General features: G+C 36.9%; 16 protein-coding genes. 7 read left to right on the top strand and 9 right to left on the bottom strand.

Features of this window, described 5'->3' with window-relative positions:
- Positions 1-21 precede the first annotated feature (21 nt).
- The gene (locus Q8S11_RS07485) at positions 22-501 is read right to left on the bottom strand and encodes a Dps family protein (RefSeq protein ID WP_305661464.1); all 480 of its coding nucleotides are present in this window, start codon (positions 499-501) and stop codon (positions 22-24) included.
- A gap of 118 nt (positions 502-619) precedes the next feature.
- On the opposite strand from Q8S11_RS07485, the gene Q8S11_RS07480 reads away from it, so the two are divergent.
- Genes Q8S11_RS07480 through Q8S11_RS07470 form a run of 3 tightly spaced genes read left to right on the top strand, consistent with a single transcriptional unit; the run spans position 620 to position 2,922 of the window.
- On the top strand, positions 620-1,384 hold the full coding sequence (locus Q8S11_RS07480; protein ID WP_305661463.1) for a DUF4905 domain-containing protein: 765 nt from the start codon (positions 620-622) through the stop codon (positions 1,382-1,384).
- Between the two features lie 25 nt (positions 1,385-1,409).
- On the top strand, positions 1,410-2,279 hold the full coding sequence (locus tag Q8S11_RS07475) for a LysM peptidoglycan-binding domain-containing protein (protein WP_305661462.1): 870 nt from the start codon (positions 1,410-1,412) through the stop codon (positions 2,277-2,279).
- On the top strand, positions 2,272-2,922 hold the full coding sequence (locus Q8S11_RS07470; RefSeq protein ID WP_305661461.1) for a uridine kinase: 651 nt from the start codon (positions 2,272-2,274) through the stop codon (positions 2,920-2,922). The genes Q8S11_RS07475 and Q8S11_RS07470 overlap by 8 nt, the downstream gene beginning before the upstream one ends.
- Here the strand turns inward: Q8S11_RS07470 and Q8S11_RS07465 are convergent.
- From Q8S11_RS07465 to Q8S11_RS07435, 7 genes are read right to left on the bottom strand one after another with little or no spacing between them, the layout of a single operon-like run.
- Positions 2,919-3,575, bottom strand: a complete 657-nt coding sequence (locus Q8S11_RS07465) for a CoA transferase subunit B (RefSeq protein ID WP_305661460.1) — start codon at positions 3,573-3,575, stop codon at positions 2,919-2,921. The genes Q8S11_RS07470 and Q8S11_RS07465 overlap by 4 nt on opposite strands.
- A gap of 48 nt (positions 3,576-3,623) precedes the next feature.
- Positions 3,624-3,974, bottom strand: coding sequence for a four helix bundle protein (locus tag Q8S11_RS07460; RefSeq protein WP_305661459.1), 351 nt, complete (start codon positions 3,972-3,974; stop codon positions 3,624-3,626).
- A gap of 53 nt (positions 3,975-4,027) precedes the next feature.
- Positions 4,028-4,726, bottom strand: a complete 699-nt coding sequence (locus Q8S11_RS07455; RefSeq protein ID WP_305661458.1) for a CoA transferase subunit A — start codon at positions 4,724-4,726, stop codon at positions 4,028-4,030.
- A gap of 54 nt (positions 4,727-4,780) precedes the next feature.
- A complete protein-coding gene (locus Q8S11_RS07450; RefSeq protein WP_305661457.1) occupies positions 4,781-5,026 on the bottom strand; it encodes a PQQ-dependent sugar dehydrogenase in 246 nt (81 codons plus the stop codon).
- The gene (locus Q8S11_RS07445) at positions 5,013-5,891 is read right to left on the bottom strand and encodes a sorbosone dehydrogenase family protein (RefSeq protein WP_305661456.1); all 879 of its coding nucleotides are present in this window, start codon (positions 5,889-5,891) and stop codon (positions 5,013-5,015) included. Before Q8S11_RS07445 ends, Q8S11_RS07450 begins: the two co-directional genes overlap by 14 nt.
- Before the next feature lie 41 nt (positions 5,892-5,932).
- Positions 5,933-8,296 (bottom strand): endonuclease MutS2, encoded by a 2,364-nt coding sequence (locus tag Q8S11_RS07440; RefSeq protein ID WP_305661455.1) that lies wholly within the window; start codon positions 8,294-8,296, stop codon positions 5,933-5,935.
- On the bottom strand, positions 8,293-8,667 hold the full coding sequence (locus tag Q8S11_RS07435; protein WP_305661454.1) for a DUF4296 domain-containing protein: 375 nt from the start codon (positions 8,665-8,667) through the stop codon (positions 8,293-8,295). The genes Q8S11_RS07440 and Q8S11_RS07435 overlap by 4 nt, the downstream gene beginning before the upstream one ends.
- Positions 8,668-8,780: 113 nt before the next feature.
- On the opposite strand from Q8S11_RS07435, the gene Q8S11_RS07430 reads away from it, so the two are divergent.
- From Q8S11_RS07430 to Q8S11_RS07415, 4 genes are read left to right on the top strand one after another with little or no spacing between them, the layout of a single operon-like run.
- A complete protein-coding gene (locus Q8S11_RS07430) occupies positions 8,781-9,461 on the top strand; it encodes a YggS family pyridoxal phosphate-dependent enzyme (RefSeq protein WP_305661453.1) in 681 nt (226 codons plus the stop codon).
- 2 nt (positions 9,462-9,463) lie between these two features.
- Positions 9,464-9,931: a GNAT family N-acetyltransferase gene (locus Q8S11_RS07425; RefSeq protein WP_305661452.1), complete on the top strand. Its 468-nt coding sequence runs from the start codon at positions 9,464-9,466 to the stop codon at positions 9,929-9,931.
- Positions 9,932-9,966: 35 nt separating this feature from the next.
- A complete protein-coding gene (locus tag Q8S11_RS07420) occupies positions 9,967-11,229 on the top strand; it encodes an aspartate kinase (RefSeq protein ID WP_305661451.1) in 1,263 nt (420 codons plus the stop codon).
- A complete protein-coding gene (locus Q8S11_RS07415; protein WP_305661450.1) occupies positions 11,226-12,407 on the top strand; it encodes a hypothetical protein in 1,182 nt (393 codons plus the stop codon). The genes Q8S11_RS07420 and Q8S11_RS07415 overlap by 4 nt, the downstream gene beginning before the upstream one ends.
- A 39-nt stretch (positions 12,408-12,446) precedes the next feature.
- On the opposite strand, the gene Q8S11_RS07410 is transcribed toward Q8S11_RS07415, so the two are convergent.
- A complete protein-coding gene (locus Q8S11_RS07410) occupies positions 12,447-13,082 on the bottom strand; it encodes a peroxiredoxin (protein ID WP_305661449.1) in 636 nt (211 codons plus the stop codon).
- Positions 13,083-13,124 lie beyond the last annotated feature (42 nt).

The raw sequence follows: 13,124 nt of genomic DNA, 5'->3' as shown, positions 1-13,124 counted from the left end.
GAAGGCGGTTTTTTTTGTTTACTAACTCTTTCCGACAAAGGATCTGAGCATCCAGTTATTCTTTTCTTTAAACTGCATGAATTTATTGATAAGATCGCTTGTACCCTCATCACCAGCTTTTGAAGCCAGGTCCATAATCACACGTTCCATTTCAATTAAATTACTGAAATCATCCATAATAGCCAATACCATTTCGGTATCCTTCATCCCAATAGTATTGATCTCTTTAAGTTTTGATATTTTTAAGTAATCTGTAAAAGTACTATAAGGTGATTTACCTATTGTCAGTATGCGTTCTGCAAGTTCATCAATGGTTAACTGGGCATTGGTGTAGAGTTCTTCAAATTTTACATGAAGTGTAAAGAAATGCGAACCTTTTACATTCCAATGGCAGCCTCTTAACTTTTGGTAATGAATATGATAATTTGCAAGTAAATCGTTCAGATGATCTACAATTGGCTTTAATTCTTTTTCTTCCAGACTTATTTCTTTTGCGTTCATATGATTATTGATTTATTGATTCATATAAAAAACTTCACAATTTTCATGCCCGAAAGTTTTAATGTATTTTAGGATCATCTCTGATTCAATCAGAGTTAATAATTATGTGTTTCTTTTCATGAACTTGAATAAATCAAAATTAAGACAAATTTTATCCGAAAAATTTGATGGCATCATCTGGAAAATTGAGATGAATGATAAATTTGGTTTAATGGCAATTGAAAGCCGCATAATAGATTTAAAGAAAACATCTTTTACCGTCATGAATTACCACACCGGCGAAGTCCATTTTAAAGAAAAGATTTTTCAGGAACCATGGAATCTCAATCTGGCGTATATTGCACAGAAAAATCTGATTATTAAAGGCTTTGATCAGCATGAAAGCCTGGAAAGTAAAGGGATTATCTCTGTTAATATTCTAAATGCTGAAATCTTATGGGCACATTATAATTTATCTTTGAACAGGGCAACCGATGAGGGTTTGCAGGTATATGATCCAAGGATTAATCCTAGAAGATATTCCTGGATAAGCCATATTAATGGAGAAAGTATATTAGATTCTGAAAAAGTAAACTATCCCCGGGAGCCAGTTTTATTCCCTGAATTTATACAACAATCGGAAATTCCTGATTTCCTTACGAGGGCTGAAATAATTGGAAAGCCCTCGGCATTAAGTCTAGAAAATCATACTATTATATGTTTTCATGAAAAAATTACAAATAAAATTCAGCAAAGACTGCTTGTTTATCAGGAAGATACCATTTTACTTGATGAAATATTGATCAGGGATATACAAAAACTGCAACCTGAATCGTTCTTTATGGTAAATAACTACTTGTTCTATATCCGGAACAAGAATGAAATAGTTTCATATTTTGTATAATTGCACAATTTTTAAATTCTGATTAATGCTGAAACGATTCGTTTTGTCAATTTGTATTGCCCTAATTTCATTCACAGCGAGCGCATCAATAGATTCAATCAATGTTGAGGAATTAAATGGCTATAAAAATATTGTACATAAAGTGGTAGCTAAGGAGACTTATTATTCCATAGCCAGAAAATATAATGTAAGTCCTCAATCGGTTATTCAATTCAACAGTAACCGTTCTTTGCAGATAGGTTCCATTATAAGGGTACCTACAGAAAGGCCTTTTAAAGAGTCGGCAACTAATAAACCTCAGGTTGCAGGTGGCTCTAAGCTTGCGGTTATCGATTATAAAGTTGGCCCCCGTGAATATTTAGGCTTGATTGCCAGAAAGTTTAATACCACGATAGAGGACTTGAAGGCCTTGAATAATTTAACAAACAATACTTTAGCAATTGGCCAGATCATAAAAGTCCCTTATGGTACTGCTGCTCAGGAACAGCTTGCACCTCCGCCATCAGCTCCAATTGATACTCCATCAGCAGATTCCAGAAACCAGCCTACCATGGTTGATAGCAGCAGGAATGCCAGCGATCGCCTGAAGCTACCACCGTCAAGGTATGGTTTAAGAGAGGTAACTGAACGTGGTGTTGCAATCTGGATAGCAGATGATAATCTTGATGGAACTAAAATGCTGGCACTGCATCAAACTGCACCAATTGGCACAGTAGTAAAAATCACCAATCCAATGACTGGAACAAGCACTTTCGCCAAGGTTGTTGGGAAATTCACGCAGAATGAGTCAACCAAAGACGTTATTATTGTTATAACGAAAGCTGCCGCTGATTTAATCGGGGTAATGGACAAACGATTTCAGGCAACTTTAGTTTACGGTGTTCCAAATGAATAAGAGACCTTTTGTAATTGGTGTAGCAGGTGGCAGCGGATCAGGAAAAACATTTTTTCTAAAATGTTTCTTAAAACATTTCAAAGAAAATGAAGTCTGTTTGCTCTCACAGGATGATTACTATTTTCGGATTGCCCATACCATGACGGCAGAAGAAAATAAATTCTATAATTTCGACCTACCCTCAACCATTGATAATCAACAGTTTATAAGCGACATAAAAAAGCTGATAAAGGGCGAAACTGTGCATAAAAAGGAATATACCTTTAATAATCCGGATGCTGAGCCAAAACTTCTGGAAATAAAGCCTGCGCCAATTATTATGGTTGAAGGCTTATTCATACTTCATTTTAAGGAGATTGCTGATCTGCTGGACCTTAAAATATTCATCGATACCAAAGAAGAAATTGCACTACAACGCCGCTTAAAAAGAGATTTTACTGAGCGGGGGTATCCCGAAAGTGATGTTCTTTACAAATGGAAGAATCATGTAGTCCCGGCATTCAAAGATTATCTTTTACCTTATAAGGAGCTTTGTGATGTGATTATTACCAATAACACCCATGTTGCGGAAGACATTATTAAGATAACCAGTGAGATATCAAAAAAATTACGGAAAAGCATATTGGCAGAACAAATAAGCTAGATCTGCATTTCAGGAATTTGGCCCTCGATAATCAGTTTTCCGGATGTAGCCTTACGTATATCTTCCAGGCTTACTCCCGGGGCTCGCTCGAGCAACCGGAATCCACCTCCTGATGCGACTTCAAGAACTGCAAGTTCGGTAACGATTTTTTTAACACAGTTTACACCGGTTAGAGGCAAGGAGCACTCTTTTAGTAATTTACTCTCACCTGCTTTATTAACATGCTGCATTGCTACAATAATGTTCTTTGCTGATGCCACCAGATCCATTGCTCCACCCATTCCTTTCACCATCTTGCCAGGTATTTTCCAATTGGCTATATCGCCATTCTCAGAAACCTCCATCGCACCCAAAATTGTAAGATCAACTTTCTGAGACCTGATCATACCAAAACTCATTGCTGAGTCGAATATTGCAGAACCCGGCAATGTAGTAATAGTCTGTTTTCCTGCATTGATCAAATCCGGATCTTCTTCACCATCATATGGAAACGGCCCCATTCCTAATAAACCATTTTCAGACTGAAGTACCACATTGATCCCTTCAGGGATGTAATTAGCCACAAGGGTAGGAATCCCGATACCCAGGTTTACATAATAACCATCTTTAATTTCCTTAGCGATACGTTTTGCTATTCCGGTTTTATCTAACATGTTTGATTTGAGGATTTGAAGATTTGGTAATTTGAAAATGATAAAACATTAATTTGATTTTGAAGATGAAATAATCTTGGAAATAATTTTGATTATAGATTGAATTTGGGTTGTGGGTAAGTCTATTGTGGGTAAATCTTCTGAATGCTGTATTAAACTAAAGTAATATTCCACTTCATCTGCTTCTTTGGCTGCAATTTTCATTTTATGTATAAAGTCAGCTTTACTCTCTGCATTTTGAGCCTCCCTTACATTTGCACCTATTGAAATACCTGCTCGTAAGATTTGATTTGAGAGGGCGTAATCATGACTTTGTTGTAAGATTTTTGAACACTTTATGATTTCTATTGCAAAATCAAATGTCAATTTAACGATCAAATTCTCTTTGTCACTTCTCATTTAATCATCAAATTTTCAAATCTTCAAATTGTCAAATCCCGATTGCCAAATCATCAAATCAATCTCACCGTCCTCTGCTCAATCCTCTTCTCATAATTCCTTCCCTGAAATATCCGGTGAACATAAATACCGGGTGTATGAATCTGATCGGGATCAAGCTCCCCTATCTCTACCAGTTGTTCTACTTCGGCAATTGTAATTTTCCCAGCCATAGCCATTACCGGATTAAAATTACGGGCAGTTGATCGGAAGATCAGATTACCGGCTGTATCCCCTTTCCAGGCCTTCACAATTGCAAAATCAGCATCAAAAGCCATTTCCATCAGGTAATCCTTACCGTTAAAATTACGAACTTCTTTACCTTCTGCCACCTCAGTACCAACACCTGCAGGTGTAAATATGGCCGGCATTCCGTACCCTGATGCCATGCAACGCGTTGCTAGTGTACCCTGAGGGATAAGTTCCACTTCCAGTTCGCCGCTCAGAAGCTGTCTCTCAAACTCCGCATTCTCACCAACATAGGAGGAGATCATTTTCTTTACCTGTCTTTTTTTTAGCATTAATCCGATTCCGAAATCGTCAACACCTGCATTATTGGATATGCAGGTTAACTGATTAATCCCTTTTTTAACTAATGCATTTATGCAATTTTCAGGAATACCGCAGAGTCCAAACCCTCCAAGCATCAATGTCATCCCACTCTCAATGTCGCTAATTGCCTCATCGGCATTTGCCACTACTTTGTTGATCATATTTTATAATTGGAAAAGCTGAAATTAACAAATCAATAGTGAAATACCGCAGATTTACTTCTTTTTAAGTACAATAATTTTATCATTTGAACCATTACTGGTAGCTACAAATACCCTGCCATCCGGTGACACACAAACATCCCTTAAGCGACCATAGTTGGCTCTGAATATCTCTTTTGTCTCTTCTATTTTATCAGTACTGGAATTTAGTTTTAGCTGGTAAAGAGTCTGATCCTTTAGTGTAGCCAAAATCAAAGAATTCTTCCATTGAGGAATTCCATCATGATTATAGTAATCCATTCCGGATACAGCGAGCGTTGGGGGTCCAGCTCTTAAGCGGGACTGCCACATTATTAGTGGTGCAAAATGATTGTTCTCCACTTTCATTGCAAAAGCCATTGACTGTTGGCCATCCGAAATTTCTGTTCTTAAGGATCAGATTAATTTCATCATCTATATTTGACCCATGCTCTGAACTGAACAGACTTTCTTTTACAAAAACCAGTCCTTGCGGATTACGATGACCAAAGGACCATACAGGATTCGAATTTATAGGATTATCTGAAGGAATAGAGCCGTCCAGATTTAAACGAAGAATCTTTCCACTTAAAGAATTAATATTCTGAGCCGATGCCTGATTTGATGCATCACCGGTACTGATAAATAATTTGAGATCCGAACTGATCAGTAAACGACAACCATTATGAATGCTTGATGCTGGTATATTGTCCAGAATGATCAAAGGATTTACCAGACTTCTGCCATTATAAGTGTACCTGACTATTTTCTCGGTATATGTACCGGCCTTATCATAATTATAGGCAACAAATACATGAGGATTCAACGTAAAGGAAGGATGCAGAACCATTCCCAACAATCCCCCTTCTCCAATTGATTTAACATCCGGGATTGTGAAAACCATATTTATAGTTCCATTATCGGGGTTAACACGACTAATCTTACCACCCCTCTCAGTCATCCAAATTAAATTATCAGGACCCCATAATAATTCCCAGGGAAAAGTTAGATTCTGCGTAAGAATCTGAATATCAAAGGCTATATCCTGTGTTGTTTCAGAGGTACTGACTGAATTCTTAGCTGATTTTTTGCATGCTGTACAGGCAATAAATAATGCGAAAACCAAAAAGATTAATGAAGTTTTCATATTCTCTGTTTCGTATATAACGCATTAATCAGAATAATTATCTATTTAAGATAGACATAAGTTATGCCATCCCCGCCCCGGTCGGCATGTTCATCCTCAATACGGCTGACCTCAGTATATTTACGTAAATATTCACGAATAAGTTTGCGCAAAATTCCATCGCCTTTGCCATGAATGATCTTCAAAGAGGATAAACCCAGCATTACAGCCCTGTCAAGATACTTTTCAATCTCATAGATAGCCTCCTCGCCCCTTCTTCCGCGAAGATCAAGTTCTGTATTGAACGTTGAGAAACTCCCGGTAAGATCAGTACCATGTGATTTTCTGATCTCTTTTGGAACAGAGCGGTTTGATACCTTCTCAACACGGCTTAATTTTACAACTGAGCGTAAGTCGCCCATAGCCAGAATGACATTATCACGTGCAATTTCCATGACTTGCCCTACAGTTTCTGAATCGATGAGCTTCACCCAGTCGCCGGACTTAATTTCCACAGCTTCTTTGATCTTCGTGATTTTCTTTTCCTGAACATCATGCTTCTTCAATTCCTGCTGCAGATTTTGTCTCAGATTTTGCGTTTTCACCTTTTCTGCCTTGCTTTCCCTGATTTCTGAAATCGTGTTTTCGATCAGCTTGTTTGCATTTTTAATAATATTCTGTGCCTCAAGTTTGGCATCTTTGAGAATTAACTTCTTATTCTGTTCCAGATATGCCTTTAATTGCTCGTTTTCAGCAAGTAGAGCCTTCACTCTTTCCTCTTTCTTATCTACCGACCTTTTCGCTTCAATCAGGTCTTTCTTATCCCGCTCAAGGTCTACAAGCAGCGTATCTACTTTTTTCTGATAATTACCTACTTTTCTTTTTGCCGATTCAATCACATCGGCTCCAAGGCCAATTTTCTGTGCAATTTCAAATGCATATGAACTTCCGGGCTTACCTAAAGAAAGTATATAAAGTGGTAGCATCTTTGCATTATCAAATAACATGGATGCATTTTCAAGTCCGGGAGTGGAATTGGCAAAAGTTTTCAGGTTTGAATAATGTGTAGTGACCACACCCCTTACGTTCTTTCTGTTTAGTGATTCCAATACTGATTCGGCGATCGGTCCTCCAAACTGCGGATCCGTACCTGTACCAAATTCATCAATCAGAATCAGCGTTTTCGCATTGGCCCATTCCATAAAATATTTCATTTTAGAAAGATGAGCACTATAGGTACTTAAATCACTCTCAATAGATTGATCATCACCAATATCTGCAAATATCTGTTTAAATACACCCAGCTTTGAGTGTTCATCTGCAGGGATTAAAAGACCGGCCTGGACCATGATCTGAAGAAGGCCAACTGTTTTCATACACACCGATTTACCTCCGGCATTAGGCCCTGATACTACAATAACCCGATCCTGTTCGTCAATTTTAATATTAAGGGGTACAACCGACTGATTATCCTTCTTCAAACTAATCATTAATAAAGGGTGCCGGGCATTTATCAGATTAATTTCTGATTCCCTGACCAATACAGGCATTTCGGCTTCAATGCTAATCGCAAAGAGGGCTTTAGCACGAACAAAATCAAGTTTTGTTAATAAACCATGATAGGATAATAATAAGGGTACGTATGGTCTTAATTCGCTGGTCAGAGCAACGAGCAATTTTATAATCTCTCTTTTTCTCTCAAATTCAAGATCCCTGAGCAGATTATTTAACTGAAATACCTCTTCGGGCTCCAAATATACGGTCTGTCCGGAAGCAGATTCATCGTGAATAAAACCTTTTAATTTTCGTTTATTTTCAGCCAGTACCGGAATGCATAACCTACCATCCCGGATGGTTAGATTTCCATCAGCAGTCCAGCCATTATTTTGAGCATTTTTATAGATTTGATCTATTTTCTTCCGGGCTTCCTGTTCAGCCTTCGAGATTCCGGATGTAATCTCCATTAAAGCTGAAGATGCATTGGGTTTTATCTTTCCTTTGGGATCTATAATTTTTTCGATCTTTAGAATGATGGATTTTTCAATCGGAAGATGTTCAAAAAGTGCCGTAAGATTTGGATAAAGACCCTCACGGTCAGAAAAATACTGAATAATAGAGAATACTGTTACCAGTGAGGCAGATACCTTAAAAAATTCATCTTCAGAAAGATAGGTTCCTTCAATTCTGGCCTTTTCAACCATACTTTTGATATCGAAGAAATTTTGAATACTTAAGGGAGAATCATTTTGAAGGATACTCTTAAATTCATTGGTTTGGCGTAAAAACTTATTTATATGATCGTAATTATGCATTACCTGGATCTTATCGACCATCTCCCGTCCCATAGGGCTTAGGCAGTATAACTTAATAAGTTCCTTAATGTCCAGAAAGCCCAGCTTTTCACTGGCATTATTGGGGTATATCATTTCTTATTCTGTGTCCTGTTCGTTTTTCTAATCTCGGCACTATTGATTATATGCTCCTTTTCATCCAAAATTGCCTGAACCCTGTTATACATGGTGTCGAGCATTGCCGGTTTCATACTGTAATACTTCAGGCTTTTTTCGTACAATTCAGGTGTAATATTATATGTTTTATAAATGGTAGCATATAGATGCTTATTATTCTGTCTGAGTGTATCATTGTATATGATAGTTGACATGTAACCATCCATTGTATGGAGATCTGCCATAATTAGGATCATTTTTTTTTGATCTATAATGTCCTTTGGTATTTTTTTCTGCTCACAGGCAAATAATAGTGGAGCTATAAGGAAAAGAAGTTTGATTACTTTCATTTAAATTCAGGTTGCAGACTGACAAATAAGATTTGATATGATAATTCTGTTGCATTTTAGTATTGTATCCCGTAGGTTTAGCAATTAAAAAAATCAATCAAAAATACAGATTAATGAGCATTGCAGATAATATATCGGCTATAAACAAAGAGATTGCGAATACCGGAGTGAAATTAATCGCAGTGTCTAAAACAAAACCTTTAGAAAGTATTTCTGAAGCATATAATGCCGGACAGCGGATATTTGGGGAAAATACAGTACAAGAACTTGTTGACAAACAGGAAAAGCTTCCCAAAGACATAGAATGGCATTTAATTGGGCATCTTCAAACAAATAAAGTTAAATACATAGCTCCTTTTATCAGCCTGATTCATTCGGTTGATAGCATGAAACTATTGCTGGAAATCAATAAACAGGCATTGAAGAACAATCGTGTCATTGATTGCCTGCTTCAACTTGAGATTGCAGATGAAGATACGAAGTATGGCATGGATCTGGCAGAAGCAGTCGAATTGCTGCGATCTGAGGAGTTTAAGGGATTAAAGAACATCCGGATTTGCGGAGTCATGGGAATTGCAACCCTTACCGAAAATAAGGAAATGACCAAAGAAGAGTTCTATGAGTTAAGTACTTTCTTTAAAGGTTTGAAGGAAACATTTTTTAGAAAGGATCCGGCTTTCAGTGAGATTTCAATGGGTATGTCGGGTGATTACAAGCTTGCAATTGATCAGGGAAGTACAATGATCAGACTGGGTAGTACAATCTTTGGATCCAGATCAAATAAGAAAAATTAACTATGTCAATAACTATTCGAACTGCAGTTAAAGCAGACTGTAGCAGATTACTTGAGCTGATTCATGAACTAGCTGTTTATGAAAAAGCTCCTAATGAGGTCACAGTGAGCCTGGAAGAATTTGAGAATGCAGGTTTTGGACCTAATCCCGTATGGAAAGCCTTTGTAGCTGAAGTAGATGGAATCATTCAGGGATTTGGCCTCTATTATGTTAGATATTCTACCTGGAAAGGCAGCCGTATGTATCTGGAAGATTTGTTAGTTACTGAAAAAATGCGAGGAAAAGGAATGGGAAAGATGATCCTTGACAGATTAATCGAAGAGGCTAAAGAAAAGGGATTCAATGGCATTTCCTGGCAGGTCCTTGACTGGAATGACCCGGCTATCCATTTCTATAAAAAATACAATACCGAGTTTGATTCAGGATGGATTAATGTTTCCCTTTCAAAGGATCAGATTGAGAAGTTATAAATTTTAATAATTGTTTTTTAACCAAATATACATTAGTGAAGGTATTTAAGTTTGGAGGCTTTGCGGTTTCTACTGCAGCAAATATTAAAAATCTGGTTAATATTATCAACATGAACAGTACAGATCAGCTCTTGATCATCGTATCTGCCATGGGAAAAACAACAGATGCACTTGAAAAGCTTTGCCTTGCATATTTAAACAATAGAAATGAAGCGATCCTTCTTCTAAATGGTATTAAGGAATTTCATGAGCTGATTATTTCTGAACTATTCGGATCTGAAGATCATCCGGTTTATGACGAAGTTGCCAATACCTTTATTGAAATTGAATGGATGCTTGAAGAGGAACCTCATCCAGACTTTGATTTTATTTACGATCAGATTGTTTCTATCGGCGAACTTGTTTCAAGCAAAATAATATCAGCCTATTTAGCAGAATGCAAGCTCAATTCTAAATGGATCGATGCCAGGAGCTATATTCATACCGACAATTCTTATAGGGAAGGTATAATTGACTGGGAAAAAACCTCGGCTTCAATCCTTCAATTACAAGAGCATATTAAGAATCAAATTATTGTCTCTCAGGGTTTTATTGGCGGTACAAGCGAAAATTTCACAACAACACTTGGAAGAGAGGGTTCTGATTATTCAGCTGCTGTTTTTGCATCCTGTATACATGCTGAATCATTAACCGTTTGGAAGGATGTACCTGGTATTATGAATGCAGATCCTGCACTATTTAGTTCCGCACAGAAATACGAAGAACTCCCCTATTCAGAAGCATTGGAACTGGCCTACTACGGAGCAAATATCATCCACCCCAAAACAATAAAACCTTTACAAAATGCCGGCATTCCATTATTTGTTAAGCCTTTTCTAAAGCCTGAAGAAAGTGGCACAAGGATTGACCAGTCAGCAAAGTTAAATAATAACATTACGGCCATTATTTTAAAGAAACACCAGATACTGTTAACTATTTCTACCAAAGATTTCTCCTATATGGATGAACAGTATTTGAGCGCTTTGTTAAAAACCTTTAGCGAGGCCCATATCAAACTAAACATGATGCAGCTATCTGCACTTAGCGTTTCAGTTTGCCTTGATCAGGATGAAGTAAAATTAAAGAAGGTTACTGATCTGTTTCATGATAAATTACTGTTTAAAGCAGATGAAGGTCTTGAATTATTGACTATTCTCAATTTTAAAGAAGATGAAGTCCAGAAACTTAGCAAGGGAAAAACAATAATGATGGAACAAATCAGTATTAAAACAGCCCAACTAGTCATGAAATATTTGTGAATAAGAATCTTTTAAATATTGAAGTTCAGAACTTTATTGAGGATAATTTGAATTCAGATATCCGAACACTAAGTCTTAAAAAAAGTCCTTTTCCCAATATTAGTACTAAAGAACTGGCTGAGCAGATCGACAGTAAAAAAAGGTGTGAGCAGAAACTTCCTCTATGGTTTAATACCCCTGGTATCTATTACCCGCCAAAACTGGCTATTGAACAGGCTTCATCAGAACTGGCAGCCAGATACAAATCGAATTTCATTACTGGAGATGATATTATCGACCTCACAGGCGGTTTTGGAGTTGATACCTGCATTTTTGCCGGGAAGGCAAAAAATGTAACACATTGTGAACTGAACAAGGAATTATCTGAAATCTCTGAGTATAATTCAAAAATCCTAGGTTTAAAGATCAGCTACCATTTGCAGAATGGTGTGGAATATCTTCGTTCCAATGATAAGTCTTACAGTACAATTTATATCGACCCTTCCAGGAGGGTTAATTCAAAAAAAGTTTTTCTATTGAAGGATTGTGAACCTGATATTATCCATAATCTGGATCTATTGCGATCCCGTTCAGAGTTTCTGATGATCAAAACAGCCCCTCTTTTGGATATTCATTCAACAATTAATGAATTGAAGGAAGTAAGTTATGTTCATATTGTCAGTATAAAAAATGAATGTAAGGAACTGTTATATCTTATTGACAGGAAAAAATGCGGAATTGATCCATTAATCATTTGTGCATTGATAGGTACTGAAGAAAGCAGTTCCTATACATTCCGATTAAGTGAAGAACGGAATTTCGGGATCAGTGAATACTCAGAACCTTTAAATTTTATTTATGTACCTGATGTAGCCCTGCTCAAAGCTGGATGTTTTAAACTGATTACACGCGACTTCAATGTTCATAAAATACAGCAGCACACGCATTTATACACTTCTGCCGAACTGGATAGTTCATTCCCTGGCCGAAAATTTAAATTCAAAAAGGCCTGGAGCTATGGTAATTTTATTAAAGAACATAAATTTAAAAAGGCAAATATTATTTGCAAAAATTTCCCTTTGAGTCCGGAGAAAGTAAAGAAAAAATTGAAGATAGGTGACGGCGGAGATGAGTATCTCTTGTTCTGCACTAACAAAAAAAATGAGCTTATCGTTCTTAATTGCGACAGATTCATTTAAAAAAATGGAGCAAATAAATGCTCCATTTTAAATTCGAACCTATTTATCAGGCTGAGGGGTCATTCTTAAATAAGGTTTTATTTCTGTGAATCCTTTAGGGAATTTAGCGGGAATATCAGCTGTTTTAATAGCCGGAACCACAACTACATCCTCACCTTCCTTCCAATCGGCAGGAGTTGCTACACTGTAGTTGGCAGTCAACTGAAGGGAATCGATAACCCTTAAAATTTCCTGAAAATTCCTTCCTGTAGATGCAGGATAAGTAATCATCAGTTTTATCTTTTTATCAGGTCCTATGATGAAAAGTGAACGAACTGTAAAAGTCTCTGAAGCTAATGGATGCATCATACCATACATTTCTGCAATTTCCCTGTTCTCATCAGCTATAATCGGAAAATTTACTTCCACATGCTGTGTTTCGTTGATATCTTTGATCCAGCCTTTATGTGATTCAACAGAATCAACACTTAATGCAATAACCTTAACATTTCGTTTATCAAACTCATTCTTCAAAGAAGCCGTTTTACCTAATTCTGTAGTACAAACAGGTGTATAATCAGCAGGATGCGAGAAAAGAACCGCCCAGCTATCGCCTAAATAATCGTAAAAACTAATATCTCCCTGAGATGTTTTTGCTTTGAAATTTGGGGCTAGATCGCCCAGTTTTAGATTCATAATCGTAAAATTTAAGCAGATGTGTTAATAAGTTAAACAGTA

It is taken from the genome of Daejeonella sp. (genome assembly GCF_030695525.1).
Taxonomy (GTDB): Bacteria; Bacteroidota; Bacteroidia; order Sphingobacteriales; family Sphingobacteriaceae; genus Daejeonella.
This window is presented reverse-complemented; position numbering and strand designations above follow the sequence as displayed.